Raw genomic sequence first — 26,737 nt, forward strand, 5'->3', positions numbered from 1 at the left:
AACCGCCATGTCGTCACGTACCGCCCCCCCATCCGGCACGCACGCGTTCGCGTCGTCGTTCGGCGCGACCTGCGTCGACGCGCAGCACACCCGCTTCCGGCTGTGGGCGCCCGCGAGCCGCACGGCCGCGGTCGAACTGCACGGCGACGAGCGCATCGCGATGCAGGCCGCCGGCGACGGCTGGTTCGAGGTCGTCGCGCGCTGCGGCGCCGGCACGCTGTATCGCTTTCTGCTCGATGATGGCCTCGCGGTGCCTGATCCCGCGTCGCGCTTCCAGCCGTCCGACGTGCACGGGCCGAGCCAGGTCGTCGATCCGACCGCGTACCGCTGGCGCAACGACGCGTGGCGCGGCCGGCCGTGGCACGAGACGGTGCTGTACGAGCTGCACGTCGGTGCCTGCGGCGGCTATGCGAACGTCGAGCGGCGCCTGGCCGACATCGCCGCGCTCGGCGTGACCGCGCTCGAGCTGATGCCCGTCAACGCGTTCCCCGGTGCGCGCAACTGGGGCTACGACGGCGTGCTGCCGTTCGCGCCCGCTGCGTCATACGGCCGGCCCGAGGAGCTGAAGGCGCTCGTCGATGCCGCGCACGGGCTCGGACTGCAGGTGTTTCTCGACGTCGTGTACAACCACTTCGGCCCCGACGGCAACCTGCTGCCGCGCTATGCGCCTGAATTTTTCCGGGCCGACCGGCAGACCGCGTGGGGCCCGGCGATCGATTTCTCGCGCGCGCAGACGAGCGCGTTCTTCATCGACAACGCGCTGTACTGGCTCGACGAATTCCGTTTCGACGGCCTGCGCATCGATGCCGCGCATGCGATCGACGACGATGCGTGGCTGCGCGAGCTGGCACGGCGCGTGCGCACGCATTTCGGCGATGCGCGCCACGTGCATCTGGTGCTCGAGAACGAACGCAATACCGCGAGCCTGCTCGGGCCCAACGGCTTCGATGCGCAGTGGAACGACGACTTCCACAACAGCGCGCACGTGCTGCTGACCGGCGAGCACGAAGGCTACTACCGCGCGTACGCCGACGCGCCGCTGCGCCGTCTCGCGCGCACGCTCGGCGAAGGCTTCGCGTATCAGGGCGAGCCGTCGCCGCTGCATGGCGGTGCGCCGCGCGGCGAGCCGAGCGCGCACCTGCCGCCGACCGCGTTCGTCACGTTCCTGCAGAACCACGACCAGATCGGCAACCGCGCGTTCGGCGAACGGCTGCGCGCGCTCGCGAACGACGACGCGGTGCGCGCCGCGATCGCGTTGATGCTGCTCGCGCCGCAGATTCCGCTGCTGTTCATGGGCGAGGAAGACGGCAGCACGCAGCCGTTCCAGTTCTTCACCGACTATCGCGGCGAACTCGCCGATGCGGTACGCGAAGGCCGTCGCCGCGAGTTCGCCGCGTTTTCCGCGTTCGCCGATCCCGCACATCGCGATGCGATCCCCGATCCGAACGACGTCGCCACGTTCGTGCGTTCGTCGCCGGCCCACGCGGACGACGATGCGTGGCCCGACGCCGACGCATGGCGGCACTTCTACCGCAGCGCGCTGACAGTGCGCGCGGCGCTGGTGACGCCGCACCTGCCCGGCGCGCGCGCGCTCGGCGTCGAGTTGCTGGCGGGTCACGTTAGCCCCGACGCGGAGGCGCTGGTCGCGCGCTGGCGGCTCGGCGACGGCAGCACACTGACGATCGCGTTCAATCCCGGCTCGCACGACGCGGTGCTGCCCGCGCTGCCGGTCGGCAAGATCGTGTTCGAGACGCCGCCGCGCGCGCGCGACCGGCTCGCCGACCAGCGGCTGCCCCCTCGCACCTGCATCGCGTGGCGCGACGGCGCGGTCAACCACGATGCGCTGAAACACCGCGCGAACGGGCACACGCGACCATGACGACCGACGTACCGATCGCCGAACTCGCGCGCGCGGCCGGGCTCGAACCCGACTGGATCGACGCGGGCGGCGTCGCGCGGCGGGTGACCGACGATTCGCTCGTCGCGCTCGTCGATGCGCTCGGCTGGCCCTGCGGCACGCCGATCGAGCGGGTCGACAGCGCGGCCGCGCTGCTCGATGCGCACGACGCCGCGCCGCCGGTCGTCACAGGCGACGCGGGCGTGCCGCTGACGCTGCCGCGCAGCGTCGCGCCGCGCGGCGCGCGCTGGCGGATCACGCTGGAATCGGGCGAGCACATCGACGGGCGCGTGGCCGGCGCGGGCGAATACGGCCGGCTGCCGCCGCTCGCGCAGCCCGGCTATCACACGCTCGACATCGGCGAGCACCGCATCGGCCTCGCGATCGCGCCGCGCGCGCGGCCGTTCGCTGCCGGCGCCGGGCTGCCGCAAGCGCCGCGCCGCTGGGGCATCTCGGCCCAGCTCTACAGCCTGCGGCGCGCGGGCGACGACGGCTCCGGCGACTACACCGCGCTCGCGCGCCTCGCCGCGCAGGCCGCGCGGCACGGCGCCGACGCGGTCGCGATCAGCCCGACGCACGCCGGCTATCCGGCGTTGCCCGACCACGACAGCCCGTATTCGCCGTCGTCGCGGCGCTGGCACAACGTCGCGTATCTCGACTGCGATGCCGTACCGGGGGCCGATGTCGTGCGGCGCACGAACGGCGCGGCGGCGAAAGTCGCACCCGCACCGGATACGCCGCTGATCGACTGGCCACAGGTGCTGCCGCTGAAACTGCGCCGCCTGCGCGCGTGCTTCGATGCGTGGCGTGCGAACGGCGGGCCCTCGCGCGATGCGTTCGAGCAGTTTCGCGCGGCGGGCGGTGCGGCACTCGACGCGCATGCGCGCTTCGACGCGCTGCAGGCGTTCTGCATCGAACACGGAATCGGCGCCGACTGGCGGCATTGGCCCGCGCAGTGGCGGATGCCGGCCACCGCCGAGGTCGACGCATTCGCGCACGCGCATGCCGACGCGATCGCGTTCCACACGTTCCTGCAATGGTGCGCGTCGCGCGCGCTCGGCGACGCGCAGCAGGCGGCGCGCGATGCCGGGATGGCGGTCGGGCTGATCGCCGATCTGGCGGTGGGATCCGATCGCGCGGGCAGCGACGCGTGGGCGCACGGCACGACGCTGTTGCGCGGCGTGTCGGTCGGCGCACCGCCCGACCTGTTCAATGCGGACGGCCAGGCGTGGGGCGTGACGACGTGGACGCCCGCCGCGCTGCGCGCGAACGGCTTCACGCCGTTCATCGACCTGTTGCGCGCGGCGTTCGCCCACGCCGGCGGGATTCGCATCGATCATGTGCTCGGCTTCGCGCGGATGTGGATCGTGCCGGAAGGCGGATCGGCGCGCGACGGCGCGTACCTGCGTTATCCGCTCGACGATCTGGTGAGGCTCGTCGCGCTGGAGGCCGCGCGGCACCGGGCGGTCGCGATCGGCGAGGATCTGGGCACGGTGCCGGCGGGTTTTCGCGAGCGGCTCGGCGCGCAGGGCATCGCCGGGATGCGCGTGCTGTGGTTCGAACGTGACGCGGACGGCGCGTTTCGGCCGCCGTCCGCGTGGGATCGCGACACGATCGCGATGACGTCGACGCACGACCTGCCGACCGTGGCCGGGTGGTGGCGGGGTGTCGATCTCGAATGGCGGCGGGTTGCCGCCGAGGCCGCTGCGGCGCCGACCAAGCCGCACCCTGCCGGTGACGACGTCGGCCGCGCCGCGGCCGCACGCGACACCGGCCACGACGCACGGATCGATCCGGTCCTGCGCAGCGATGCGCCCGCCCAGGATGACGGCCGCGACGCGCCGCCCCCCGCTTCTTTCGACCTGCGCGCGGCCCAGGCCGAACGCACCACCGACCGCGCGGCGTTGTGGCGCGCGTTGCAGCACGCGGGCTGCGCACCGGCCGGCGATCCGATTCCGTCCGCCGACACGCCGCCCGTCGCCGCGGTCCTCGCGTACGTCGCGCGCAGCCCGTCGCCGCTCGCGATCGTGCCGCTCGAGGATCTGCTCGCGCTCGACGAGCAACCGAATCTCCCCGGCCCGCCGTGCGGTCATCCGAACTGGCTGCGCCGGCTGCCGCGCGCGGTCGACTCGCTGTTCGACGCCGACGTGCGCACACGCATCGCGGCGATCGAGCACGCGCGCCGAGCGCCGGAGGACGACGCATGACGCCGCGCGCGACCTTGCGATTGCAGTTGCACGCGGGCTTCACGTTCGACGACGCGGCCGCACACGCCGACTATTTCGCGCGCCTCGGCGTGAGCCACCTGTACCTGTCGCCGCTCACGACGGCCGAGCCCGGTTCGCTGCACGGCTACGATACCGTCGACCATCGCGCGATCAGCACGGAGCTCGGCGGCGAAGCCGGCTTCCGGCGCCTCGTCGACGCACTGCGTGCGCGCGGCCTCGGCGTGATCGTCGACATCGTGCCGAACCACATGGGCGTCGGCGGCGTATCGAACGGCTGGTGGAACGACGTGCTCGAATGGGGGCGGGCGAGCCCGTACGCCCGCTACTTCGACATCGACTGGCACCCGCCCGATGCGGCGCTCGACGGCAAGGTGCTGCTGCCCTGCCTCGGCGTGCCCTACGGCGACGCGCTCGCGTCCGGCGACATCACGCTCGGCGCCGATCCATCGGCCGGGCGCTTCTTCATCGCGTGCCCGGGCAGGCGGCTGCCGGTCGCCATCGCGACCTACGCGGAGATCCTGCGCATCGCGAACCGCGCGGACCTGAACGCGCTCGCCGAGCGTTTCGCCACCGCGTCGGCGCGCGGCGGCCCGCGTGTCGCGGCCGCGCACGCGGCGCTGCGCGACTACGCCGCCGCCCAGGGCCCGCATGCGTTCGACGCGATATTGCGCGGCGCCGACCCGCGCCGCGCACGCTCGCGCGCGTGCCTGCACCGATTGCTCGAACGCCAGCACTACCGGCTCGCGTGGTGGCGCACGGCCGCCGACGAGCTGAACTGGCGGCGCTTCTTCGACATCGCGACGCTCGCGGCCGTGCGCGTCGAGGACGATGCGGTGTTCGACGCGGTGCACGCGCTGCCGTTGGGCCTCCATGCGGCCGGCTACATCGACGGCCTGCGCGTCGATCACGTCGACGGCCTCGCCGATCCGCGCGCGTACTGCCGGCGGCTGCATGCGCGGCTCGCCGCGCAGCGCGACGCGCGGCCGTATGTCGTCGTCGAGAAGATCCTCGCGCCGGGCGAGACGCTGCGCGACGACTGGCGCGTCGACGGCACGACCGGCTACGACTTCATGAACGACGTCGCCGCGCTGCTGCACGATCCGGCCGGCGCCGCGCCGCTCGCCGCACACTGGGCGGCCGTGTCGGGATCGGCGCGCTCGTTCGCGCAGGAAGCGGTGGCCGGCAAGCGGCGCGTGCTGAAGCGCCAGCTCGCCGGCGAACACGCGCGCGTCGCGCGAGCGTTGCATCGCATCGCGCGTGCGGCGCCCGCGACGCGCGACGTCAGCCAGATTGCGATCCATCGCGTGCTCGGCGAATTGGCTGTGCACCTGCCCGTGTACCGGATGTACCCGACGCCAGGCGACGAGCCCACCGGCGCCGATGGTCGCGTGCTGATGCTCGCGTACGACGCGTCGTGCGCCGCGATCGATCCGTCCGATCGTTACGCGCTCGATCGCGTCGCCGGCTGGCTCGGGCTGCCTGGGATGCGCGCGCCGCGCGCGGATGCCGCGCTGCTGCACGCGGCGCGTGTCGCGTTCGCGCAGCTCACCGCGCCGCTCGCCGCGAAGGGCGTCGAGGACACGGCCAACTACCGGTACGGACGACTGCTGTCGCGCAACGAAGTCGGCGCCGATGCGGGCGACTTCAGCCTGTCGCGCGGCGCGTTCCATGCACGCAACCGGCGTCGCGCGCGCACCGTTCCCCATACGCTCGTCGCGACCGCGACGCATGATCACAAGCGCGGCGAGGATGCGCGTATGCGGCTCGCGGTGCTCAGCGAAATGCCCGACGCGTGGCGCGCGGTGTCGCTCGACTGGTCCGCGCTGAACCAGCCGCACCGCGGCGGCGCGCATCGCGATCTCGCGTGGGCGCCGGGGCCGGCCGCGGAAGCGATGCTGTACCAGACGCTCGTCGGCTGCTGGCCACCGGGGCTTGTGCCCGACGATGCGACCGGACTTGCCGCGCTGGCCGAGCGCGTGGTGCGCTGGCAGACGAAGGCCTTGCGCGAAGGGAAACAGCACACGGACTGGCTCGCGCCGGACGCCGACTACGAGCGCGCTTGCGAGCAGTTCGTGCGCGCGATCCTGACGCCGCGCGGCATGGGCGATTTCGTGCATCGGCTGCATGCGTTCGTCGCGCGGATCGCGCCGGCGGGCGTCGTCAACAGTCTCGCCCAGGCGGCGCTGCGAATGGCGTCGCCGGGCGTGCCCGATCTGTACCAGGGGACCGAGTCATGGGATCACTCGCTCGTCGATCCGGACAACCGGCGCGACGTGCCGTTTGCCGCGCTCGCGGCCGAACGGGTCGACGAACCGGTCGCCGCGTATCTGCGGCACTGGCCCGATGCGCGCGTGAAGCGCGCGCTCGTCGAGCGGATGCTCGCGCTGCGCGCACGCTGGCCCGCGACGTTCGCGGATGGCGCCTATGTGCCGCTGCGCGTGCGCGGCCGGCTCGGCCGGCATGCGGTGGCGTTCGCCCGGCGCGACGAAAGCGCAACGATCGTGGTGATCGTCACGCGGCTCGCGTGCGGATGGCTGGGCGAAGCGCCGGAATTGCCGCGCGTCGAGCCTCGGGAATGGGGAGATACGGCCGTGGTGCTGCCGCGCGGCGCTGGCGAGCGGTGGATCGACTGGTTGAATGACGGCAGCGAAGTCGAGACGCCGGACGGCACGATGCGGCTCGCTCGCTGTCTGGCGGCGTTGCCGGTTGCGGTGCTGGTGGCGGACGATACGAAGCGTCGCGAGTTGTAGTCGGTTTCGTGCAAAGGCGGCCTTCACACGGCGGCTGCCGAGCGAAGTAGCATGACATCGACTCCCGATTGGATTGACGGCACCTTGCGCGTCAGATCGCCCGCTGATTCACCCGCTTCGACAACTCCTCCGCGCTTTCCTTCCGCTCGCTGTACCGATCGACCAGATACGGACCGATGTCGCGCGTCAGCAGCGTGAACTTCACCAGTTCCTCCAGCACGTCGACGACGCGATCGTAATAGGCCGACGGCTTCATCCGCCCCGCTTCGTCGAATTCCATGAACGCCTTGGCCACCGACGACTGGTTCGGGATCGTCAGCATGCGCATCCAGCGCCCCAGCACGCGCATCTGGTTCACCGCGTTGAACGACTGCGAGCCGCCGCTCACCTGCATCACCGCAAGCGTCTTGCCCTGCGTGGGCCGCACGGCGCCGACCGACAGCGGAATCCAGTCGATCTGCGACTTCATGATGCCCGTCATCGCGCCGTGTCGTTCCGGCGAGCACCACACCATCCCTTCCGACCACATCACCAGTTCGCGAAGTTCGACGACTTTCGGATGGCTCTCCGGCGCATCGTCGGGCAGCGGCAGGCCGCTCGGATTGAACACGCGCACCTCCGCGCCCATCGCGGTGAGCAGGCGCTCGGCTTCCTCGACCAGCAGGCGGCTGAACGAACGCTCGCGCAGCGAACCGTACAGCAGCAGAAAACGCGGCGGATGGGTGGACGGCGACGCCGGCCGCAAGCGGCTCGCGTCCGGCACCTGGAACAAAGCGGGATCGAGTTGCGGCAGGTCGGTCAGTCGGTCGGTCATGGATGAATTCCGGAATTGGCTCACACGCGCTCGTACCAGCCCTTCGACCGGTTCACGATGCGCACCACCAGCAGCATGACCGGCACCTCGATCAACACGCCGACGACGGTCGCGAGCGCCGCCCCGGAGTGAAAACCGAACAGGCTGATCGCGGCCGCGACGGCGAGCTCGAAGAAATTGGATGCGCCGATCAGCGCGGACGGACACGCGACGTTGTGCTTCTCGCCCACCGCGCGGTTGAGCCAGTACGCAAGCGCCGCATTGAAGAACACCTGGATCAGGATCGGCACCGCGAGCAACGCGATCACCAGCGGCTGCTTGAGGATCGCTTCGCCCTGGAACGCGAACAGCAGCACGAGGGTGGCCAGCAGCGCGGCGATCGACCACGGGCCGATCCGCGCCATCGCGGCGTCGAACGCGGCCTGGCCGTTTCTCAGCAGCCGCTTGCGCCAAAGCTGCGCGAGGATCACCGGAATCACGATATAGAGCACCACCGACGTGAGCAGCGTCGCCCACGGCACGGTAATCGCGGACATCCCCAGCAGCAGCCCGACCAGCGGCGCGAACGCGATCACCATGATGCTGTCGTTGAGCGCGACCTGCGACAACGTAAACAGCGGATCGCCGCCCGTGAGCCGGCTCCACACGAACACCATCGCCGTGCACGGCGCGGCGGCCAGCAGGATCAGGCCGGCGATGTAGCTGTCGAGCTGGTCCGCCGGCAGCATCGGCGCGAACAGCTGGCGGATGAACAGCCAGCCGAGGAACGCCATCGAGAACGGCTTGACGAGCCAGTTCACGGCGAGCGTGATGCCGATTCCCTTCACATGCCGGCGCACTTCATGCAGCGCGCCGAAGTCCACCTTTACGAGCATCGGCACGATCATCACCCAGATCAGCAGCCCGACCGGCAGGTTGACCTGCGCATACTCGATGCGGCCGATCCGCTGGAACAGGCCGGGCAGCAGCTGGCCGAGCGCGATGCCGGCGACGATGCACAGCGCGACCCAGAGCGTCAGGTAGCGTTCGAAGAAGTTGATCGCGGGCCTGACGGCGGCGTTGCGAGGCGGGACGACGTGGGACGTGTTCATCGGACGTGGCTCGGGATGGAGGAAGGCACGCGGCATGCAGGTTCGTGCATGCCGCCGCGCGACCGCTCAGTTTTGCGCGATGGCGGTCAATGCCGCCTGGAGTTCGGCGTTGCTCATGCGTTCGAGCGGCAGCGCCAGCAGTTGCAGCATCCGGTAGCCGAGCGCCTCGCGCGTCAGTTCGAACGCGAGCTGCTTGCCCGCATCGCCGCCCGCGGCGTTCGACGGATCGGCGTAGCCCCAATGCACTTTCACCGGGCTGCCGGGCCAGTACGGGCAAGTCTCCGCGGCCGCGCTGTCGCATACGGTGATGACGATGCGCATTTCCGGCGCGTCGTCGCCGACGAATTCGTCCCAGCTCTTGCTGCGGTATCCGCTGACGTCGACGCCCGCGCGCGTCAGCGCATCCACCGCGAACGGATTGAGCCTGCCGCTCGGCGCACTGCCGGCGCTGTACGCGCGCACGTCGCGGCCGAGCTTCGCGGCCCAGTGATTGAGCATGCCCTCGGCGAGCACGCTGCGCGCGGAGTTGTGAGTACAGAGGATCAGGACGTTGGTTGTCATCGGCGGGGCGCGTGAAGGTGGCTTACGTTGGGTCGGAGCAGGCGGGCGAACAAGCGGAGACGGGCGTGCACGGATTGCCGCCGCAGCAGTTCTCGGTGAGGTAGCCGACGAGCCCGTTCATCGTCGCGAAGTTCGCGCAATAGAACACGAAGCGGCCTTCCTGGCGGCTCGTGACGAGCTGCGCGTGGGCCAGTTCCTTCAGATGAAACGACAGCGACGACGGCGGCACGTCGAGCAGCGTCGCGATTTGTCCGGCCGCCAGGCCCGACGGGCCGGCCTGCACGAGCGCGCGGAAGACGGCGAGGCGGGATTCGTGCGCGAGGGCGGAGAGCGCGGCGACGGTCTGGTTCGTTTCCATGTTTCGATAATACTCGAAATGTGGAAACGATGGAACTTCCGCATCGCAAAAATGCCTGGGCCGTGCCAGAACCGGGCGGTTGAGCCACCGGCACCGCCCCGGCCCCCCCCCCCCCGGCCCCCGTTACATCATCACGACCATTCTTCCGGCGGCATCTCGCCGCTGTCGTCCTCCCAAAGCGGCTTGCCTGTCGCGTCATTCCCGCCCGTCGTCGCCGGCCCGTTGTCGCTTCTACGCTCACTGCGCCGAGTGGACTCGCGCGACGTCGCCGCGCGCACCCGCGCCCGCGTGCGGGTCGGTGCCACGGTCCGCTGCTCGCCGCCGCGGCGCTCGCCGGTCGAAGCCGCATCGTTGGTCTGTCGTCCATTCGAATCCGCATTCATGTTTGCCCTCCTGAGTCATCGAAAGAAGAAAAGAAGAAAAGAAGAAACCATCGCCCGAGCGCCGCAATTTCGGTGCCGCGCGTCGGGCAAGCGCCTTGCTCTTTGTTGCTATCCGTTTCGTACCCCAACCGGAGGTGACCATGCCGACCGACCGCAGCACGCCCGCCACCCGCCATCGCCTCGGCGGATGGATGGCCAGCGAGGAAGCGCACATGGCCGCGTATCGTGAAAAAATTGCGGGCGAAGCGCGCGCGCATGCCGGCGAACGGCTGCGCACGCCGGCCGTGCAGGAACTCGCGCGGCTGTTCGACGACAATGCCGTGCTGCGCATGAGCCTCACGCGTGCGATCGACGAGGCGCTCGAATCGGGCCGCAAGCTCGGCTACACATCGATCGGCGAGTTGATGACCGTGATCGACCACCTGATGACCTACACGCCGCCGTTCAGCGAATCGAGCCTGATCGTGTGCCCGCTGAACGCATTCCTCGACTGGCCGATGTGCATGCCGTCGGGCCACGCGGTGTTTCGCGACGCGGCGGTCAATGCGCACCTGAAGCAGGTGCTGAACGTATGGTGCGACTTCCTCGGCGGCCCGCATTCGTGCACGCATCTCGACACATCGGCGCCCGACGGCTGGTTCTGCGACGAAGCGCGCGAGCGGCTGGGCCTGTCGCAGTTTCAGTACCAGGAAGATCAACCGCACTGGGGCTTCGCTTCGTGGAACGACTTCTTCACGCGCCGGTTTCGCGCGGATGCGCGGCCCGTCGCGGCGCCGGGCGATCCGCACGTGATCGTCAGCGCGTGCGAGGCCCAGCCGTATCACACCGAGTCCAGCCTGAAGATCCGCGACAAGTTCTGGATCAAGGGGCAGCCCTATTCGCTGCGCGACATCTTCACGCCGGCGCGACTGCCGCTCGCCGAACGTTTCGTCGGCGGCGACCTCTATCAGGCATATCTGAGCGCGTACAACTATCACCGCTGGCACGCGCCGGTGCGCGGCACCGTCACGCATGCGTACCGCGTCGACGGCACCTACTATTCGGTCGCCGAAGCCGAAGGCCCCGATCCGGCCGGACTCAACGATTCGCAGGGCTACATGACGGCGGTGGCCGCACGCGCGGTGATCGCGATCGACTGCGACGATCCGGGGATTGGGACCGTCGTGGGCGTGTTCGTCGGGATGGGCGACGTGTCGTCGTGCGTGATCGAGGTCATGCCAGGGCAGCGCATCGACAAGGGCGAGGAGATCGGCTATTTCCAGTACGGCGGCTCGACCTACTGCCTGCTGTTCGAACCCGGCGTGATCGACCACTTCGTGCACGCGCCGCCGTTCGACGACGATACGCCCGTCGTGCAGGTCAACGCGCCGGTCGCGATCGCGCGCTGAACGGCGTGCCGGCCGGCGTCGGTGTCGGCGCGCGATGGCGCGATCGCGTTACGCGATTGCCTCACGCATCGGTGCCGCCGTGCCGTTGCATGCACTGCACGATCGACAATCCGTCGGGGGTGAGCGCGGGACGGCTCGCGCCCGACGCGTCACAACGTATCTCGATCAACTGTTGTTCGACCAGCGCGACCACGTCGTCGCGGTCGCTCTGAATCTGCTCCGGCGCGCGATGCACCAGGAACAGCGCGGCAAATTCATGGGCTGTCAGCATGTTCGTCTCCCCGGTGTCCAGCTTCGTGCGAGGCGGCAGGGCACCGCGTCGGCGCGGGCGCGCATCGGGCGCCTACATCGGAAGCTACATGCAGGGAGCGTGCCAGTATGTGGGACATAGCCGCGCCGCGCGCGGCCTGCGCGCGGCGCGATGTGTCCCTGCGAGCCGCGTGACGGCCGCTGCAAAGTTTTCAACCGCGTGTAACGGAGCGGCAACGCCGGCGCGACGGCGAGCCCGATACGGCGTGCGCGCGACCTGGCCCCCGGCGACTTACGATTTCCGCGAGCGGGCCATGCCGGCGCGGGCCGTATTGCCCGCCGCCTTGTCCTGCACGCGGAAGTAGCCGCTGTGCAGCTCGGTGCCGCCCTTGCCGTCGGCGAGCACTTCCGCGCACGCGGCTTCGATGCGTGCACGGCCGCGTTCGAACGCTTCGCGCAGGTCGGCCTCGAGCGCGGAGCGCGCGCCGAAGTGATCCTCGAGCGCCTCGACCGTGATCGCGCAGATCTGCGGCTTCCCGTCGAACTCGACGACGAAGCGCATCTGCATCACCGCGCCGTCGAACTCCGGCGGCGCGTCGGTCAGTCTCGCGCGGTGAACGGATTCGGTCGGCATCTCTCACGCTCCTCGCGACGCGAGGGACTGCACCAGCGCGCCGTTGAATGCAGGCAGGTCGTCGGGCTTGCGGCTCGTGATCAGGTTGCCGTCACGCACCACCTCCTCGTCGACCCACTTGCCGCCCGCGTTGCGGATGTCGTCCTGCAGGCTCGGCCAGCTCGTCATCGTGCGGCCTTCGACCAGCCCCGACGACACGAGCAGCCAGCCGCCATGGCAGGTCGCCGCGATGGGCTTGCCCGCGCCGACGGCCGCGGTCACGAATTCGCGCGCGGCCGGCAGCATCCGGATCGCGTCGCCGTTGACGACGCCGCCCGGCAGCACCACCGCGTCGTAATCGCCGATCCGCGCGTCGTCGAACGTATGGTCGACCTTCACGCGATCGCCCTTGTCGACGTGCCTGAAGCCCTGGATCTCGCCGGGCTTCTGCGAGATCACGTCGACCTGCGCGCCTTCCGCCTTCAGCGCGCGCTGCGGCTCGACGAGCTCGGCTTCCTCGAAGCCGTCGACCGCGAGTATCGCTACCTTGCAATGGTCCAGCTTGCCTGTCATGGAATGCTCCCTGTTGTGTCGCGGCACCGGTCGTGCCATGCCCGTCGCGAAGCAAACGGCGTGCCGCGTCCTCGTGGATGGCGATCGTACGAGTCGGTTTCGACAGGGCACGACCCCGGTAGCGGCCAAGGATGGCCCCCAGGTATGCCGCCGCGTGGTGCGCTTGGTTCGCCGCAGGTCGGGCGGCCCGGCGCCTGCAAAGATTTCAACGGAATATGTAACGCGACCGCGCGCGCCGCGCTCATTGCAGGTGACGCGCGGCATCGAGCATCGCGTCGGTCAGTTCGACCGTCACCGTCAGGTCCTCGGTGGCTTCCGACAGCGATTCGAGCGTGGCCTGCACGCTGTCGTGCAGCATCGCGTGCACACGCATCCGCGCGCCGTCGTCGAGGTCCGCATAGCGCGCCATCGTGTCGCAGTCGAGCGCGAGCACGACCGAGTGCCGCGCGATGCCCTGCGGCGCATGGGGCGCGAGCGCCCACGCCGCGTGGAACGTGATCCTGCCGGTCTCGACATCGAGATTCACCGCCGTATCGAGTTCGTCGCTATCGACGTCATCGGTATCGAGGTCGATTGCGTCGAACGTAGTTCGGTAATTCGATTGCATGATGTTCTCCTGCGTGGTGGCGGCGTGACGGCCGCGAGGCCGCCGGCCGCCCTCGCGCCGCGCCGGCCGTGCCGGCGCGACACGGGAATCGTCAATAACCGCTGGAACCCGCGCCGCCGGTGCCACCCGCGCCACCGCCACCTGCGCCTGCGCCACCGCCGCCTGCGCTGCCGCCGGCCGCGCCGCCGCCGCCCGTGCTGCCGCTACCGCCGGTTCCGGCCCCGCTCGGGCCGCCCGGCTTGGTCCGTACCGGCGGGCGCACGTGCGAGCGGGTGCCGCGCGGCTCCTGCATGCGGGTCGCCGGCGGCGGCGCCGCGGTATTGCCGTTGGTCATGCCGCCCGTTCCCTGCGCCGACGTGTCGTCCGGCGGCGACAGAATGGGCGCGCCGGTGCCCTCACCGGGGCGTTGCGAATTCTGTGCCCACGCGGCCGGCGCCGCGGCGATGAGCGCGACGGCCGCGCATGCGGCGATCCGGCGCGCGGCGGCTTTCGATTCGGATGCTGGTTTCATGGAGCGTTCTCCGTCAATGGAATCGCTGGTCGTGGAATGTCCTGCCCATGCGATTCAGCAAGGCCCATGCCGGTCAGCCGGCGCGGCACGCGGCTTGCGGCCCCGTCACCCGTCATCCCGAACCCGTACGGAGCCCCGCCATGCCTTCAGCTTCCGCTTCCCATCCGCACGGTAAACGCGCGACCCGCCGTCCGGGACGCACCCGCGGCCACGCTTCGCATTCGCGCAAGCGCTGGTCCGCGGACGTCATGCAAAAGAGCGATGCGCTCGACATCGAGCCCGACATCTTCAAGTCGGACGATCCCGGCGAGATCGCCGCTTCGCTCAAGCGCTCGGCCGAACATAGCCGCCGTCGCAAGGCCACGCCGTTCCAGTCGGCGATGTCGATGCTGAACTTCTACGTGAATCGCGCCGGCCGCACGCTGCCGAAAACGCGCCGCACGACGCTCGAACGCGCGAAGCGCAAATTGCGCGAGGCGTTCGGGCGCAAGCCGTGACGGCCCCCGCCTGCCTCGTATCGAAACATTCAGCTTCCTCGCATGCATGAAACGCTGTGGTATCTGATCATCGGCGCGGTGCTGATGGGCATGGGCGTCGCGACGTCGGCGCTGCGCCGTCTGCCGTGCAGCACCGCGATGATCTATCTCGTGCTCGGCGTCGCGCTCGGTCCGTCCGGCGTCGGGCTTCTCCACCTCGATATCGAACGCGACGCGCGGCTGCTGCGCGAGATCGTCGAGGTCGCGCTGCTGGTGTCGCTGTTCGCGATCGGGCTGCGGCTGCGCGTGCCGCTGTCCGACAAGCTGTGGCTCGTGCCATGCCGGCTCGGCCTGCTCGCGATGATCGTCACCGTGCCGCTGCTCGCCGGCTGCGCGGTGCTGACGCTCGGCCTCGGCTGGGGCCCCGCGCTGCTGCTCGCGGCGATCCTCGCGCCGACCGACCCGGTGCTCGCGCACGACGTGCAGGTGCACGATCCCGGCGACCGCGATCTGGTGCGCTTCGCGCTGTCCGGCGAAGGCGGGATGAACGACGGGATCGCGCTACCGTTCGCGCTCGCCGGCCTCGCGCTGTGCGGCGTGCCCGATACGCCGCACGGGCCGCCGCCGTTGTCCGGCACGTTCGCACTGGCCGTGCTGTGGGGCATCGCGGGCGCGGCCGCGATCGGCGGGCTGCTCGGCGCGGCCACGACCAAGGCGATCGGCCGGTTGCGCACCCGCTATGCGCAGGCGCTCGGCTTCGAAGGCTTCTTCGCGCTCGCGCTGATCGTGCTGTCGTTCGGCGCCGCGCAGTTCGCGCATACGTTCGGCTTCATCGCGACGTTCGCCGCGGGCGTCGCGATGCGCCGCGTCGAGCATCGTGCGAGCGGCGATCGCCCGCCGCGCGAGGTGATCGGCCAGGTCGATTCGGAAGACGTGAGCGCGACCGAGAAACATCCGGAGAAAGTCCACGCGTTCATGGCCGAATCGGTGCTCGATTTCACGATCGAACTCGAGCGGATCGCCGAGGCGCTCGTGATGACGATGATCGGCAGCGTGCTCGGTACGCTGTCGGCTCCGCTCGTCACGTGGGGCGCGATTGCGCTGGCGCTGGTGCTGTTCGTCGCCGTGCGGCCGTTCGCGGTGCTGCTGACGCTCACCGGCTCACACGCGACGCTTGCGCAGCGGCGGTTGATGGCCTGGTTCGGGATACGCGGGATCGGTTCGTTCTACTACCTGCTGTTCGCGCTCGAACACGGGCCATCCAGCACCGTGCGGCCGCTCGCGGCGCCGGTGCTTGCCGTCGTGGTGGCGTCGGTGATCGCGCACGGGATCTCCGCGACGCCGCTGATGGATTGGTATTACCGTCTGCAGCACCGGCGCGGACCCTGATTGCGTCACGACGTGCCGAGCCGCGCGCGCATCTGAGCGGTGATCCGCTGGCGCGTGTCGTCATAGCCGTCCCACGGATCGCGCTTCAGTCGATCGAGGCGCTCGTGCAGCGTGTCGATCGTCCATTGCGCGCCGCCCGTCGTGTCGGGCACCTCGTCCCAGCGCAGCGGCACCGACACGCCGAGGCCGGGCCGCGCGCGCACCGAATACGCGGCGATCGTGCTCGCGCCGCGGCCGTTGCGCAGATAGTCGATGAAGATCTTGCCGCGCCGGTGCTTCGGGCCCATCGTCGCGGTGAAGCGATCGGGCAACGCACCCGCGACATGCTGCGCGACCGCGCGCGAGAAGTCCTTCACTTCGTCCCATCCCATGTGCCGCGTGATCGGCACGACGACGTGCAGCCCCTTGCCGCCGCTCGTCTTGCAGAACGAGATGAGACCGAGTTCGTCGAGCAGCCCGCGCACGAGCTGCGCGGCGTCGATCATCGCGCTCCACGGCAGCGCCGGATCGGGGTCGAGGTCGAACACGATCCGGTCGGGGCGCTCGATGTTCGACGCGTGCGCATTCCACGTATGCAGCTCGATCGTGCCCATCTGCGCGGCGCCGAGCAGCGCATCGACGCTGTCGAGCGACAGCAGCGGGCCATGGCCCGGATCGAGCCCGTCGTGCTGCGTGACGAACGGGATCTCGCGGCGCTCCGCGTGCTTCTGGAAGAACAGCTCGCCCGAGATGTCGCCCGGCGCGCGCACGAGCGACACAGGGCGGCCCTTCAGGTCCCGCAGCAGCCACGGCGCGACCCATTGCCAGTAGCGCGCCAGATCGATCTTGCGCGTGCCGCTGTGCGAATCGATCACGCGCTCCGGATGGGTGATGCGCACGCGGCCGAGCTGGTCGGGGCCGGTATCGTCGGCCTCGGCGCGACGGGAACCGCGTGAGCGCGCGGGGTGCTTGCCGTCGTTCGTGTCGCTGGTGTCGCGCTCTGCGTGCGCCGTGCCCTTGGGTTTGTGTCTTTCGTGCTGGGTGGTTTCACGCTGATCCATCTGCACCTCCGTTTCCGTATGCTTCGGCACCTCGCGGACGATCCGTGCCGCCGGCTTGTCCTCGCGCAGCGCGATGAACGCGGCCTGCCGCACGATGCCGTCGCCGGTCCATTCCGCGAATTCGCATTCGGCGACGAGCACCGGCTCGATCCAGTGCACGGGCGTGCGCGAGCGTTCGCGCGGCGGCGGATCGAACGGCATCGTGTCGCGCTCGTGCTTGCGCAGGATGGGGGTAAGCCGGTCGAGCATCCGCGTGTCGAAGCCGGTGCCGACGCGCCCGACATAGCGCAGCGGCCCCGGCCCGCGCCGCCGCTTGCCGTCCGCGGCCGGTTCGTGCACGCCCAGCAGCAGCGCGCCGAAGCCGTGCCGGCTGCCCGACGGCTCGGTATAGCCGCCGATCACGAACTCCTGCCGGCGCCGGCACTTGAGCTTGATCCACGCGGGCGAGCGTCCGGCGCGATAGCGCGACTCGGCGCGCTTGCCGATCAGCCCTTCGAGGCCGGTGTCGCATGCGCTCGCGATCAGCGAAGCGACGTCGTCGCCGAGATCGGGCGAAAAGCGCAGCCGCGTGGGGTCGCTGTCGGCGAGCAGCGGTTCGAGCAACGCGCGGCGCGCGGTCAGCGGCGCGTCGCGCAGGTCGTAACCGTCGAGATATGGCAGGTCGAACACGAACAGCGTGATCTCGTCCGAATGCCCGGCGCCGAATGCGTTCTGCAGCGCCTGAAAATCGGGCAGGCCGTTCTTGCCGAGCACGACGGCCTCGCCGTCGAGCCACGCGGCGTCGACGTCGAGCGCCGCGAGCGCGTCGCGTTGCGCGCGCAGCTTCGCGGTCCAGTCGCGGCCTTCGCGCGTCATCAGCTTCACATGCCGGCGCGCGCCCTTGCCGGAAATTCGGGCAAGAATCCGGTAGCCGTCGAACTTCAGTTCATAGCACCAGTCGCCCTGCGTCGACGGACCGTCGACCAGCGTCGCGAGTTGCGGCGCGACGTGCTCGGGCAGTGGCGCGCGCACCGCGCCTTCGATCCGGGAAGGGTCGATGGGTGCGCCGGCGTGGTCGTCGTGGCCGCGGTCGTCATGCCGCGCGGCGTGCGTGCCGGGCTTCTCGCGCTGCCCGCTTCGCGACCCGCGCGCCGAGCCGTTCTTCGCGTCCGCCCGCGCCGACGCCGCGCCGTCGTGCACACTGCCCGGCCGCTCGCCGACGACGTCGAATTCGTCCATGCTGCGCGCGTCGTCGTCGCGCTCCTTGATCAGCAGCCACTGCTCCTGCCGCCCCTCCTGCCGCCCGCTGCGCACGAGCGCCCAGCCGCCGTGCAGCTTTTCGCCGTCGAGCCGGAACGTCAGCTTGCCCGCGCGATAGCCTTCGCGTGCCTGCGCGAGGCCGCCATCGGGCGTCCACGTGCCTTCGTCCCAGACGACGACCGAGCCCGCGCCGTAATGGCCCTCCGGAATCTGGCCTTCGAACGACGCGTATTCGAGCGGATGGTCCTCGACGTGCACCGCCAGGCGCTTCACCGACGGATCGAAGCTCGGCCCCTTCGGCACGGCCCACGACTTCAGCGTGCCGTCGAGTTCGAGCCGAAAGTCGTAGTGCAGTCGCCGCGCGTGGTGCTCCTGGATCACGAAGCGCAGCGGGTGAGTGCCCCGTGCGCTCGCGCGCGCGGCGGGCTTCGAACCGGCCTTCGCACGGTGCCCGTGCGCGCCTTCGGGTTCCGGCGTCGCGCCGAAGTGGCGCTTGCGCCGATACGGATCGAGCTTGCCGGCCATCGCATCACCTCGCGTCGTGCGGCATCATGCGGCGTGCTTGCCGCGCACGGCGGTTTTCTTCGCCGCATGTGCGCCCGTCGCCGCGCGTTTCGCGGCCGGCCGCTTCGCCGCGGTCTTTGTGGCCGCGCCTTTCGACGCGGATTTCGTGGCCGGCTTGCGACGTGCGCCGGCGGGCGGCGACGTCTCCGCCTCCTCTTCCGCGCGTTCATCGCGCAGGTCCGATGCGCGCGCGCCGCCGCCGCCCTTCAGGCTGCGCTTGAGCAGCTCGGTGAGGTCGACCACGTTGGTCGCGGCACGGCCCGTCTGCGCCGGCCGGTCCTCGATCTCCTCGATCTTGCCCGAGCGCACCTTGCGTTCGACCAGTTCGAGGATGTCGTCGCGGAACGTGTCGTGATACTCGTCGGGCGTCCACTTGCCCGCCATGTCGTCGATCAGCTTCTTCGCCATCGTCAGCTCGCGCGCGGTCACGCCCGCGTGCTTCGCGTCCTCCGTCGGCACCGACAGTTCGTCGAGCGGACGCAGTTCCTCCTGCCAGCGCAACGTGTCGAGCGCGAGCAGCGGCCCGACCGGAATCAGCGCGCCGAGATGCTGGCGGTCGCGCATCACGACGAGCGCGATGCCGATCTTGCCGCTGTCCTTCAGTGCCTCGCGCAGCAGCGCATAGACCTTCTCGCCCTTGCGATCCGGCACGAGATAGTACGGCGTGTCGAGATACAGGAACGACACCGCGTCCGCGTCGACGAACGTGAGAATGTCGACCGTCTGCGTCGATTCGGGGTTCGCCGCGCGAATCTCTTCGTCGGTCAGTACAACGTAGCGCTCCTTCTCGTACTCGTAGCCGCGCACGATGTCCTCGCGCGTGACCTCCTTGCCGGTGCGCTTGTTGATCTGCCGATAGCCGACCGGATCCATCGAGCGCTTGTCGAGCAGCCGGAACGACGGCTTCACGGTGCGTGTCGCCGGGAACAGCTGCACGGGCACGTGAACCAGCCCGAAACTGATCGCGCCTTTCCATATCATCCGCGGTGCCATGCCTGTCCTCCTTGCCGCACCCGCGCCCGCCCCCGAAGGGGCAGGCGCCGTGCGACGCTATGCCGGCAGCTCGGCCGCCTGCTGCTCGCGCGACCAGACCCGATGCCGGCCGATCTCGTCCGAAAACGTGCGCAGCAGCGCGTCGAGATCGGCCGCTTGCGCGACGCACACGCCCTCGGCCGGATCCGGCAGATGCGCGGCGCTCAGCAACTGACGCCCGGAGCCGACCGCCGCGATCGGCTTCAGGTGCTTGAACGCCTCGCGCACGAAGTGCCGCGCGTCGGCACTGTGCGCGAGATTGCGACCATCGCCGTCGCCGCCGCACACGAACACCGCGTCGAACATCACCGACGGCATCCCGGCGAGCGTCGCCTGCGGCACGATGCTGCCGATCGGCGCGAGGGTCGGCGCGACAATGGTCGGCACAGCACCTGCGGACGTCAGCTCGCCGCGCACCTGCTCGACGAGCGTCTGGCTCACGCCGGGCGTCGCGATCAGCGCGATCTTGCGCGAGCGCATACCGGGCTTCGACCGGCCGATCAGGCTCAACGACGGCGCGCGCTGCTTGACTGCCGGCGTCGTGGCCGTTTGCGGCGCCGGCAGCCCGAGCCGTTCGGCGACCTGCGCGGCCAGCCCCGCGTCGAACCGCGCGATGATCTCGTTGACCACGCGTTCGCGAATCTCCGGCTTCGTCACCTTGCCGAGCTCGAAGCAGTACGCGTCGCGGATATGCCGCTGCTCGATCTCGGTCATGCTCTGGTAGAACAGCGCCGGCTGCGAGAAATGATCGGCGAACGTTTCGCTGCGCACGCGCACCTTGTCGCCTTCGAGCGGTTCGTGCACGGTCTCGAAGCCGCCGCCGGACGGCGCGGGCGGCGTCTCGCGCGGCCAGCCGCCGTTCAGCGAATTCGGTTCGTACGACGCCTGCCCGACCGCGATCGTCTGCCGGTGCATCGCATCGCGCTGGTTGTTCGCGAACGGGCACACCGGCCGGTTGATCGGAATCTCGTGAAAGTTCGGGCCGCCGAGCCGGCTCAGCTGCGTGTCGGTGTACGAGAACAGGCGCCCCTGCAGCAGCGGATCGTTCGTGAAGTCGATGCCGGGCACCACGTGCCCCGGGTGAAACGCCACCTGCTCGGTCTCCGCGAAGAAGTTGTCCGGGTTGCGGTTCAGCGTCATGCGGCCGATCGGGCGCACCGGCACGAGTTCCTCCGGCACCAGCTTGGTCGGGTCGAGCAGATCGAAGTCGAACTTGTTCGCGTCGGCGGGATCGATCAGCTGCACGCCGAGCTCGAACTCCGGATAGTCGCCGCGCTCGATCGCCATCCACAGGTCGCGCCGATTGAAATCGGGGTCGTGGCCGGCGATGCGCTGCGCTTCGTCCCACAGCAGCGAATACGCGCCGCTCACGGGCCGCCAGTGGAACTTCACGAAATGCTCGGCGCCGGCCGCGTTCACGAAGCGGAACGTGTGCACGCCGAAGCCGTCCATCGCGCGAAAACTTGCGGGCAACGCGCGGTCGGACATCAGCCACAGCACCGTATGCGTGGTTTCGGGCACGAGCGATACGAAATCCCAGAACGTGTCGTGCGCGGACGCGCCGGTCGGCATCTCGTTCGGCGCCTCGGGCTTCACCGCATGCACGAAGTCGGGAAACTTGATCGCGTCCTGGATGAAGAACACCGGCATGTTGTTGCCGACCAGGTCGTAGTTGCCCTCTTCGGTGTAGAACTTCACCGCGAAGCCGCGCACGTCGCGCACCGTGTCGGCCGAGCCGCGCGGGCCCTGCACGGTGGAAAAGCGCACGTACACCGGCGTTTCGGCGGCCGGGTCCTGCAAGAACGCGGCCTTCGTATAGTCGGCCATCGGCTCGTAGACGCGAAACACGCCGTGCGCGGCCGAGCCGCGCGCGTGCACGACGCGTTCGGGAATCCGTTCGTGATCGAAGTGCGTGATCTTCTCGCGCATGATGAAGTCTTCGAGCAGCGACGGGCCGCGCGCACCGCCGCGCAGCGTGTTCTGGTTGTCGGCGATGCGCACGCCCTGGTTGGTGCGCAGCGCCTCGCCGTCGGGCCGCAGCCGATTCTCGTCGAGCTGGCGCGACTTCGCGCTGTCGGGTTGCGGCGGGTTGGGCGTCGGATTGCCGGATTGCGGGGGATTGGTCATGCGCGCGTCCTCTCGTATCGGTTCGGTTTCGGTTCTGTGAAGGGCGGCGTGTACGGGCGCGTAGCGGCGCACACGGCTGCCGGCACGTAAAACGGGCGAGCCGCGCGGCGTATGCCGCGGCGGCCCGCCTGCGGTGTCGCTGCAGGCTGCGGCGCCTGCGTCAGGGCGCGCGCAACGCGCTGTCGAGCTCGTCGCGCGTCACGTCGAGCGCGACATTGCATTCGATCTCGGCGTCGTCGACACGCGGCTTTTGTTCGTCCACCGCGCGCCGCGCGAGGTCGCACAGCCGGGTGCGCACGCGCAGCCGGTCGTCCGCGCCGAGCGACGCATAGCGCGTGAGCACGTCGGGATCGAAGCGCAGGTCGACCACGCAGCGCCATTGACGCGCGTTTTCATCGGCCGGCACCCGCACCCATGACACCTGAATCGTGAGCCGGCCCGATGCGTCGTCGGTATGCACGACGAGGGTCGACTCCGATGGAAAGCCGTTCGCGAGCGCAGTCTCGAGTTCCGCGATGCGCTGCGAACGGTCGGGGGTGGCCGTCATCGGCGTACGACACCCAGCAGCAACGTGACCAGGAAGATCACGACGAAGATGTAGAACAGGATCTTCGCGATCTCGGCCGCACCGGCCGCGATGCCGCCGAAGCCGAACACGGCCGCGATGATCGCGATGACGAAGAAGATGATGGCATATCTCAGCATGAATTCCTCCTGGAGTCCTGAAGAACGACGATCGTCGGCGCGGGTCGCCGTCGATCAATGCTTGTGCTTGGGTTTGCCGTGTGCCGGCGTCGAAGCCATTTTCTCGAGCTCCTTCTCGCTCATCGACTTGGCCATCGACTTCGACGGCGCCTTCAGATCCTTCATTTTCGTGTCACCGCGCTTGGCCGACAGGGCGGCCCCCGCCGCGCGCTGCTGGGCCTGGGATTTGGCTGGCATGATTTCCTCCTTTCGGTGGCGCGCGCGACGGTCGCAACTCGCGGGCCGCGCGCGGTTCGGACGGTATCGTCAGGCAGCGTCGCGCCGACGCAACTCGGCCGGCGGGATCTTCATGGCCTGGCGATACTTGGTCACCGTACGACGCGCAAGAAGGATGCCGCGCCCCGCGAGGTTCTGCGCGAGCGCGACATCGGACAGCGGGTCGGTATGGCGCTCGGCCGCGATCATGTCGCGGATCAGCACCTTCGCGGCCGACGCCGAGCACACGCCCTTGCCGGCCGCTTCCAGCTTGCGCGGGAAGAAGTGCTTGAACTCGAACGTGCCGTGCGGCGTGGCCATGTACTTGTTGCCCGTCGCACGCGACACCGTCGATTCGTGCAGGTCGAGCTCTTCCGCGATATCGCGCAGCACGAGCGGCTTCATCGCGATCTCGCCGTAGCGGAAGAAGTCGCGCTGCCGCGCAACGATGCATTCGCCGACGCGCTGGATCGTGTCGAAGCGCTTCTGCACGTTGCGGATCAGCCAGCGCGCTTCCTGCAATTGCTGGCCGAGCGGCGAATCGCGCTCGCCGCTCGACTGCGCGAACAGCGTCGCATAGCGTTCGTGCAGCCGCGCGCGCGGCAGCACGGCCGGGTTGATCGTCACGATCCATTCGTCGCGCACCTGGCGCACGATCACGTCGGGCACTACGTAGTCGCCGCGCGTGCTGCCGTAGTGATTGCCGGGGCGCGGATCGAGCCCGCGTACCAGTGCGCACGCGGCCTGCATCGTCGCCTGGCTGCAGCCGACGCGCCGCTGAATTTCGGCGGTCTCGCGCCGCGCGAGCCGTTCGAGATGTTCGCGCGCGATCACCTTCGCTTCCGCGAGCGCCGGCGTGCCGGCGGGAATCGCGTCGAGCTGCAGCAGCAGGCATTCGGACAGTGACCGTGCGGCGATCCCCGGGCGGTCGAGCATCTGCACGAGCCGCAACGCAACCCCGAGATCCTGTTCCGACAGCAGCAGCGCGGGATCGGCCGCGACCAGCAGCTCGGACAACTCCTGCCGCAGGTAGCCGTCCTCGTCGAGCGCGTCGATCACGATGCGCGCGGCCTCGCGGTCGCGCCGGTTCAGCGGATAGAGACGCAGCGCGTCGTGCAGCTGCTGGTGCAGCGACGGTTCGGCGGCCATCCATTCGCCGGGCGACAGGTCGCTGACGTCGTCGCCCTGCCTGCCCGTGGTGCGAGGCGCCGGGGCGGCCGTGTACGACATGTCGCCGTCCGGTGGACGCACGTCATCGCCATCGGGCACGGGCTCGGGCGCGGCGGTTTCGGCCGGATGGTCTGGCGCGTCGGTCTCGGCGACGGCTTCGTCGTCGCCCTGGCCATCTTCGAGAAACGGATTCGAGTCGAGCGCCTGCCGCAATTCCTGCTGGAATTCGAGCGAAGACAGCTGCAACAGACGCAGCGATTGCTGCAGCCTCGGTGTGAGTGCCAGATGCTGTCGCATCTGGAGCGCAAGCGTGACGGACATCGATGCCCCTCCTGACTGTGTGCGAAATTCACGTGCAGGAATTCATGCACCTTTCATGCCAGGGCGGCGAACCGCCGTCTGGCAAGGCTTTCGCCGCTTCGCACCATATGATCCGGGGGCTTCGAAGCCGCTTTTTTACAAGCGCCGGGAAGTTAGGGGGCACGAAATTCGCGCAGGGCGCGGGCGCCGGAATGAATGGACGGCATCGCGTCCTTCGGTGCTTCGGTGCTTCGGTGCTTCGGTGCTTCGGTGCTTCGGTGCTTCGGTGCTTCGGTGCTTCGGTGCTTCGTCGCTCGGCAGCCTCCCCCGGCGATGCGTACCGCGTCAGGTCAGTACTGCATCAGCGGTGGCGTGCCCGGCAACGGCCGGTCGCCCTCCACGCCGTTCGGCCCCGGCTGCGGCACGTCGACCGCCGCGCCGCCAGTCGCGCCCGCGGGCATCGTGTTGTGCGGCGACGGACGCGTGTCGTAGCGCGTATTCGCGTCCGGCATGGTCGTGGTCGGCGACGCGCCATGCGCGCCCGGCGGCGCCGGCGGCGCGCCGCGCGGGCCATAGGTTTGCGGTTGCGTGCATGCGCCCAGCGCGCACGCGGCGGCGAACGCACATGCGCCTACGCGTATCGTCTGGATCGGCTTCATCGGAATCCTCCGTGGAATCGGCGGCGCTGGCCGGCCATCGCGGCACGGCTCAGAGCCGGTTGAAATGGAAATCGCCCGCGTACGCGGTCGGCGCGCGACGCGCCATCATCGTGTCGAATTCGGCCGCGACGCGCGTCAGTGCGCCGCGTTGGCGGTCGGTGCCGGCCTGTTCGAGCGCCGCGAACGCGTCGGCGTCGAAGGTGACGGTCAGCGACGCCGGATGGCCGTCGACGCGGAAGCCGAAATGCAGCGCGCCGGACGGCTGCTCCTCGACATGGAACGGCATCGCGCGCGCCTCGAAATGGCGGCCGAGGGTCTCGGCCATGTCGCGCAGCATGCCGGGTTTCACGCTGATGCTCATCGTGGGCCCTCCATGGATGGGGTGAACGCGGCCGGCGGCACGCCCGTCGGCAGCGCGTGAACCGGCGGCTCCCGGGTCGGCGGCTCGCGTTCCGGCGGCGGGTGCACGGGCGGATCGCCCTCCGGATCGTGAAACGGTTCGGGTGTGCCGGGCGGCACGATATCCGGCTCGGGCGGCTCGGGCTCCGGCGTGATGCCGGGCGGCGGCGGCTCGGGCCGGTGCAACGACTGGGCGGGGTGTCGATTCATGGGCATTCGATCGTGTCGCTCCTCAACGGCCCGGACCGGTGGTGCGCGAGCGCACGCCGCTCGAGGGTCTACGCACCCCTGATCCGCAAGCCGCGTGCCGGGCGCGGGGCGTTCGCGTGGTGTCCGCGGTGCGTTCGCATGGTTGTCCGCGTGCCGTCCGCGGGCCGTCCACGGCCCTCCGCGTGCCCTCCACCTGCCCTCCGTGTGCCCTCCACCTGCCCTCTGCGTGCCGTCCGCGTGCCGTCCGCGTGCTGTCCGCGTGCCCGGCGCGTGCCGTCCAGTGCGGCAGCATCCGCGTGCACATGGATGCCGCCACAGACCGCGCCGTGCATTCGCTACACCGCGCGCTGCAATTCTTTCAACAGAGTCGCTACGCTTCGTATGCGGCCATCACGAGCCACAGCTCGCGGCCGTCGTCGCGCACCCGCGCGGCGAGCGCATACGGATCGTGCGGGTCGCACGCGCGCTGCAGCGCCAACCGCGCCGGCTCCGTCGAGCCGAACGTCTCATCGCCGAGCGGCCGCACGTCGGCCTTGCCTTCGAACATCCTGCGATCGGGCCGGTAGATCAGCGGCTCGTGTTTCCACGTGCTGAAATGGCTCTTCACCGAATCGAACCCGCCGCCGCATACGTTGACTTCATAGCGCACCCCTGGTCGCTGTTTGGGATTGGTCATCGTGCCTCCTGTGCGTGTGTGCATGTGCGGCATATCGGGCCGCGCGTCGTCGTCGCCGCCCAAGCGGCAAATCGCGTGCCGCATCCCGCCGCGGGCACGGCCGTTGCGCTGAATGGTTCATCGTCACCGACACGGAGGCTTGCCATGAAGGATTCGACCCGGTCCGGCCGCGACGCGCCGGCGCACGAGCAACCGGACACGTCGCCGCCGCTGAAGCACCAGGATCAGACGAAAACGCACCACTCGGAGCGGCATATCGACAAGCAGCTCGAGGACACGTTCCCCGCCAGCGATCCGCCCGCGACCGGCGGCGTCACGCGCATCGAACCCGACACGCCGCCGGGCACGCATGACGACGGCCCATGGCAAGACCCGGCCAAACGTCGCGACAAATGACGGATGACGGCCGGGAAGGTGCGGTGGCCACGCGCGACGCGGCACGCCGCTTGCTGAATCGAATGGCCCCGCTTCAA

The 26,737-nt window shown here is 69.8% G+C and carries 28 protein-coding genes; 7 read left to right on the forward strand and 21 right to left on the reverse strand.

Going from position 1 to position 26,737, the window contains the following annotated elements:
* Positions 1-7: 7 nt before the first annotated feature.
* The 3 genes from treZ to treY are packed head-to-tail and all read left to right on the forward strand — an operon-like array spanning position 8 to position 6,875.
* Positions 8-1,879 (forward strand): malto-oligosyltrehalose trehalohydrolase, encoded by a 1,872-nt coding sequence (gene treZ, locus SB771_RS20395; protein WP_175661227.1) that lies wholly within the window; start codon positions 8-10, stop codon positions 1,877-1,879.
* The gene (gene malQ / locus SB771_RS20400; RefSeq protein ID WP_175661226.1) at positions 1,876-4,104 is read left to right on the forward strand and encodes a 4-alpha-glucanotransferase; all 2,229 of its coding nucleotides are present in this window, start codon (positions 1,876-1,878) and stop codon (positions 4,102-4,104) included. Before treZ ends, malQ begins: the two co-directional genes overlap by 4 nt.
* The gene (treY, locus tag SB771_RS20405; RefSeq protein ID WP_175705045.1) at positions 4,101-6,875 is read left to right on the forward strand and encodes a malto-oligosyltrehalose synthase; all 2,775 of its coding nucleotides are present in this window, start codon (positions 4,101-4,103) and stop codon (positions 6,873-6,875) included. The genes malQ and treY overlap by 4 nt, the downstream gene beginning before the upstream one ends.
* A gap of 91 nt (positions 6,876-6,966) precedes the next feature.
* Here the strand turns inward: treY and arsH are convergent, their stop codons facing one another.
* The 5 genes from arsH to SB771_RS20430 form a co-directional block, all read right to left on the reverse strand.
* Entirely contained in the window at positions 6,967-7,689 is a 723-nt protein-coding gene (gene arsH / locus SB771_RS20410) for an arsenical resistance protein ArsH (protein WP_105832405.1), read from the reverse strand.
* A 20-nt stretch (positions 7,690-7,709) separates the two neighbouring features.
* Positions 7,710-8,780: an ACR3 family arsenite efflux transporter gene (gene arsB, locus SB771_RS20415; protein ID WP_175661224.1), complete on the reverse strand. Its 1,071-nt coding sequence runs from the start codon at positions 8,778-8,780 to the stop codon at positions 7,710-7,712.
* Between the two features lie 66 nt (positions 8,781-8,846).
* The gene (locus tag SB771_RS20420; protein ID WP_175661223.1) at positions 8,847-9,341 is read right to left on the reverse strand and encodes an arsenate reductase ArsC; all 495 of its coding nucleotides are present in this window, start codon (positions 9,339-9,341) and stop codon (positions 8,847-8,849) included.
* Positions 9,342-9,363: 22 nt separating this feature from the next.
* Positions 9,364-9,699 (reverse strand): ArsR/SmtB family transcription factor, encoded by a 336-nt coding sequence (locus SB771_RS20425; RefSeq protein WP_175661222.1) that lies wholly within the window; start codon positions 9,697-9,699, stop codon positions 9,364-9,366.
* A 131-nt stretch (positions 9,700-9,830) separates the two neighbouring features.
* A complete protein-coding gene (locus tag SB771_RS20430) occupies positions 9,831-10,082 on the reverse strand; it encodes a hypothetical protein (RefSeq protein ID WP_175661221.1) in 252 nt (83 codons plus the stop codon).
* 140 nt (positions 10,083-10,222) lie between these two features.
* Here SB771_RS20430 and SB771_RS20435 point away from each other — a divergent pair, with 140 nt between their 5' ends.
* Complete coding sequence (locus SB771_RS20435) at positions 10,223-11,470, forward strand: phosphatidylserine decarboxylase family protein (RefSeq protein ID WP_175661220.1); 1,248 nt, start codon at positions 10,223-10,225, stop codon at positions 11,468-11,470.
* A 61-nt stretch (positions 11,471-11,531) separates the two neighbouring features.
* On the opposite strand, the gene SB771_RS20440 is transcribed toward SB771_RS20435, so the two are convergent.
* From SB771_RS20440 to SB771_RS20460, 5 genes are all read right to left on the reverse strand, one after another.
* Positions 11,532-11,741, reverse strand: a complete 210-nt coding sequence (locus SB771_RS20440; RefSeq protein ID WP_175661219.1) for a hypothetical protein — start codon at positions 11,739-11,741, stop codon at positions 11,532-11,534.
* Positions 11,742-12,011: 270 nt separating this feature from the next.
* Entirely contained in the window at positions 12,012-12,353 is a 342-nt protein-coding gene (locus SB771_RS20445) for a DUF1488 domain-containing protein (RefSeq protein ID WP_011660510.1), read from the reverse strand.
* Positions 12,354-12,356: 3 nt separating this feature from the next.
* Positions 12,357-12,905, reverse strand: a complete 549-nt coding sequence (locus SB771_RS20450) for a type 1 glutamine amidotransferase domain-containing protein (protein WP_175661218.1) — start codon at positions 12,903-12,905, stop codon at positions 12,357-12,359.
* Between the two features lie 241 nt (positions 12,906-13,146).
* Positions 13,147-13,512 carry a DUF3022 domain-containing protein gene (locus SB771_RS20455; protein WP_175661217.1) on the reverse strand — a complete coding sequence of 122 codons (366 nt, stop codon included), beginning with the start codon at positions 13,510-13,512 and terminating at the stop codon, positions 13,147-13,149.
* A gap of 91 nt (positions 13,513-13,603) precedes the next feature.
* Positions 13,604-14,023: a hypothetical protein gene (locus SB771_RS20460; protein WP_175661216.1), complete on the reverse strand. Its 420-nt coding sequence runs from the start codon at positions 14,021-14,023 to the stop codon at positions 13,604-13,606.
* 140 nt (positions 14,024-14,163) lie between these two features.
* On the opposite strand from SB771_RS20460, the gene SB771_RS20465 reads away from it, so the two are divergent.
* Together SB771_RS20465 and SB771_RS20470 are read left to right on the forward strand one after the other, a co-directional pair.
* Entirely contained in the window at positions 14,164-14,520 is a 357-nt protein-coding gene (locus SB771_RS20465) for a DUF3175 domain-containing protein (RefSeq protein ID WP_175661215.1), read from the forward strand.
* A 42-nt stretch (positions 14,521-14,562) separates the two neighbouring features.
* The gene (locus SB771_RS20470) at positions 14,563-15,888 is read left to right on the forward strand and encodes a cation:proton antiporter (protein WP_012372655.1); all 1,326 of its coding nucleotides are present in this window, start codon (positions 14,563-14,565) and stop codon (positions 15,886-15,888) included.
* Positions 15,889-15,893: 5 nt separating this feature from the next.
* On the opposite strand, the gene ligD is transcribed toward SB771_RS20470, so the two are convergent.
* From ligD to SB771_RS20525, 11 genes are all read right to left on the reverse strand, one after another.
* On the reverse strand, positions 15,894-18,692 hold the full coding sequence (gene ligD / locus SB771_RS20475; protein WP_175661214.1) for a DNA ligase D: 2,799 nt from the start codon (positions 18,690-18,692) through the stop codon (positions 15,894-15,896).
* Positions 18,693-18,716: 24 nt separating this feature from the next.
* A complete protein-coding gene (locus SB771_RS20480; protein WP_175661213.1) occupies positions 18,717-19,724 on the reverse strand; it encodes a Ku protein in 1,008 nt (335 codons plus the stop codon).
* A 57-nt stretch (positions 19,725-19,781) separates the two neighbouring features.
* On the reverse strand, positions 19,782-21,890 hold the full coding sequence (gene katE / locus SB771_RS20485; RefSeq protein ID WP_165754625.1) for a catalase HPII: 2,109 nt from the start codon (positions 21,888-21,890) through the stop codon (positions 19,782-19,784).
* Between the two features lie 160 nt (positions 21,891-22,050).
* Positions 22,051-22,437: a DUF3022 domain-containing protein gene (locus tag SB771_RS20490; RefSeq protein WP_175661212.1), complete on the reverse strand. Its 387-nt coding sequence runs from the start codon at positions 22,435-22,437 to the stop codon at positions 22,051-22,053.
* On the reverse strand, positions 22,434-22,595 hold the full coding sequence (locus tag SB771_RS20495; RefSeq protein WP_006498332.1) for a DUF1328 family protein: 162 nt from the start codon (positions 22,593-22,595) through the stop codon (positions 22,434-22,436). Before SB771_RS20495 ends, SB771_RS20490 begins: the two co-directional genes overlap by 4 nt.
* A gap of 54 nt (positions 22,596-22,649) precedes the next feature.
* A complete protein-coding gene (locus SB771_RS20500) occupies positions 22,650-22,832 on the reverse strand; it encodes a DUF3008 family protein (RefSeq protein ID WP_011660519.1) in 183 nt (60 codons plus the stop codon).
* Between the two features lie 69 nt (positions 22,833-22,901).
* On the reverse strand, positions 22,902-24,341 hold the full coding sequence (locus tag SB771_RS20505; RefSeq protein WP_175661211.1) for an RNA polymerase factor sigma-54: 1,440 nt from the start codon (positions 24,339-24,341) through the stop codon (positions 22,902-22,904).
* A gap of 329 nt (positions 24,342-24,670) precedes the next feature.
* Positions 24,671-24,979, reverse strand: a complete 309-nt coding sequence (locus SB771_RS20510) for a hypothetical protein (protein ID WP_012372660.1) — start codon at positions 24,977-24,979, stop codon at positions 24,671-24,673.
* A 49-nt stretch (positions 24,980-25,028) separates the two neighbouring features.
* Positions 25,029-25,340, reverse strand: a complete 312-nt coding sequence (locus SB771_RS20515) for a hypothetical protein (protein WP_175661210.1) — start codon at positions 25,338-25,340, stop codon at positions 25,029-25,031.
* Entirely contained in the window at positions 25,337-25,594 is a 258-nt protein-coding gene (locus tag SB771_RS20520) for a hypothetical protein (RefSeq protein WP_126223740.1), read from the reverse strand. Before SB771_RS20520 ends, SB771_RS20515 begins: the two co-directional genes overlap by 4 nt.
* A 364-nt stretch (positions 25,595-25,958) precedes the next feature.
* Positions 25,959-26,264, reverse strand: a complete 306-nt coding sequence (locus tag SB771_RS20525) for a hypothetical protein (protein WP_011660522.1) — start codon at positions 26,262-26,264, stop codon at positions 25,959-25,961.
* A gap of 144 nt (positions 26,265-26,408) precedes the next feature.
* On the opposite strand from SB771_RS20525, the gene SB771_RS20530 reads away from it, so the two are divergent.
* The gene (locus SB771_RS20530; protein ID WP_175661209.1) at positions 26,409-26,660 is read left to right on the forward strand and encodes a hypothetical protein; all 252 of its coding nucleotides are present in this window, start codon (positions 26,409-26,411) and stop codon (positions 26,658-26,660) included.
* Positions 26,661-26,737 lie beyond the last annotated feature (77 nt).

This window comes from Burkholderia sp. SIMBA_051 (assembly GCF_046534915.1).
GTDB lineage: Bacteria > Pseudomonadota > Gammaproteobacteria > Burkholderiales > Burkholderiaceae > Burkholderia > Burkholderia ambifaria.

What these genes read in the sequence shown, in the direction of transcription:
- treZ (WP_175661227.1), top strand. Translation starts at nt 8, where the DNA reads ATGTCGTCACGTACCGCCCCCCCATCCGGCACGCACGCGTTCGCGTCG.
- malQ (WP_175661226.1), top strand. Translation starts at nt 1,876, where the DNA reads ATGACGACCGACGTACCGATCGCCGAACTCGCGCGCGCGGCCGGGCTC.
- treY (WP_175705045.1), top strand. Translation starts at nt 4,101, where the DNA reads ATGACGCCGCGCGCGACCTTGCGATTGCAGTTGCACGCGGGCTTCACG.
- arsH (WP_105832405.1), bottom strand. Translation starts at nt 7,689, where the DNA reads ATGACCGACCGACTGACCGACCTGCCGCAACTCGATCCCGCTTTGTTC.
- arsB (WP_175661224.1), bottom strand. Translation starts at nt 8,780, where the DNA reads ATGAACACGTCCCACGTCGTCCCGCCTCGCAACGCCGCCGTCAGGCCC.
- SB771_RS20420 (WP_175661223.1), bottom strand. Translation starts at nt 9,341, where the DNA reads ATGACAACCAACGTCCTGATCCTCTGTACTCACAACTCCGCGCGCAGC.
- SB771_RS20425 (WP_175661222.1), bottom strand. Translation starts at nt 9,699, where the DNA reads ATGGAAACGAACCAGACCGTCGCCGCGCTCTCCGCCCTCGCGCACGAA.
- SB771_RS20430 (WP_175661221.1), bottom strand. Translation starts at nt 10,082, where the DNA reads ATGAATGCGGATTCGAATGGACGACAGACCAACGATGCGGCTTCGACC.
- SB771_RS20435 (WP_175661220.1), top strand. Translation starts at nt 10,223, where the DNA reads ATGCCGACCGACCGCAGCACGCCCGCCACCCGCCATCGCCTCGGCGGA.
- SB771_RS20440 (WP_175661219.1), bottom strand. Translation starts at nt 11,741, where the DNA reads ATGCTGACAGCCCATGAATTTGCCGCGCTGTTCCTGGTGCATCGCGCG.
- SB771_RS20445 (WP_011660510.1), bottom strand. Translation starts at nt 12,353, where the DNA reads ATGCCGACCGAATCCGTTCACCGCGCGAGACTGACCGACGCGCCGCCG.
- SB771_RS20450 (WP_175661218.1), bottom strand. Translation starts at nt 12,905, where the DNA reads ATGACAGGCAAGCTGGACCATTGCAAGGTAGCGATACTCGCGGTCGAC.
- SB771_RS20455 (WP_175661217.1), bottom strand. Translation starts at nt 13,512, where the DNA reads ATGCAATCGAATTACCGAACTACGTTCGACGCAATCGACCTCGATACC.
- SB771_RS20460 (WP_175661216.1), bottom strand. Translation starts at nt 14,023, where the DNA reads ATGAAACCAGCATCCGAATCGAAAGCCGCCGCGCGCCGGATCGCCGCA.
- SB771_RS20465 (WP_175661215.1), top strand. Translation starts at nt 14,164, where the DNA reads ATGCCTTCAGCTTCCGCTTCCCATCCGCACGGTAAACGCGCGACCCGC.
- SB771_RS20470 (WP_012372655.1), top strand. Translation starts at nt 14,563, where the DNA reads ATGCATGAAACGCTGTGGTATCTGATCATCGGCGCGGTGCTGATGGGC.
- ligD (WP_175661214.1), bottom strand. Translation starts at nt 18,692, where the DNA reads ATGGCCGGCAAGCTCGATCCGTATCGGCGCAAGCGCCACTTCGGCGCG.
- SB771_RS20480 (WP_175661213.1), bottom strand. Translation starts at nt 19,724, where the DNA reads ATGGCACCGCGGATGATATGGAAAGGCGCGATCAGTTTCGGGCTGGTT.
- katE (WP_165754625.1), bottom strand. Translation starts at nt 21,890, where the DNA reads ATGACCAATCCCCCGCAATCCGGCAATCCGACGCCCAACCCGCCGCAA.
- SB771_RS20490 (WP_175661212.1), bottom strand. Translation starts at nt 22,437, where the DNA reads ATGACGGCCACCCCCGACCGTTCGCAGCGCATCGCGGAACTCGAGACT.
- SB771_RS20495 (WP_006498332.1), bottom strand. Translation starts at nt 22,595, where the DNA reads ATGCTGAGATATGCCATCATCTTCTTCGTCATCGCGATCATCGCGGCC.
- SB771_RS20500 (WP_011660519.1), bottom strand. Translation starts at nt 22,832, where the DNA reads ATGCCAGCCAAATCCCAGGCCCAGCAGCGCGCGGCGGGGGCCGCCCTG.
- SB771_RS20505 (WP_175661211.1), bottom strand. Translation starts at nt 24,341, where the DNA reads ATGTCCGTCACGCTTGCGCTCCAGATGCGACAGCATCTGGCACTCACA.
- SB771_RS20510 (WP_012372660.1), bottom strand. Translation starts at nt 24,979, where the DNA reads ATGAAGCCGATCCAGACGATACGCGTAGGCGCATGTGCGTTCGCCGCC.
- SB771_RS20515 (WP_175661210.1), bottom strand. Translation starts at nt 25,340, where the DNA reads ATGAGCATCAGCGTGAAACCCGGCATGCTGCGCGACATGGCCGAGACC.
- SB771_RS20520 (WP_126223740.1), bottom strand. Translation starts at nt 25,594, where the DNA reads ATGCCCATGAATCGACACCCCGCCCAGTCGTTGCACCGGCCCGAGCCG.
- SB771_RS20525 (WP_011660522.1), bottom strand. Translation starts at nt 26,264, where the DNA reads ATGACCAATCCCAAACAGCGACCAGGGGTGCGCTATGAAGTCAACGTA.
- SB771_RS20530 (WP_175661209.1), top strand. Translation starts at nt 26,409, where the DNA reads ATGAAGGATTCGACCCGGTCCGGCCGCGACGCGCCGGCGCACGAGCAA.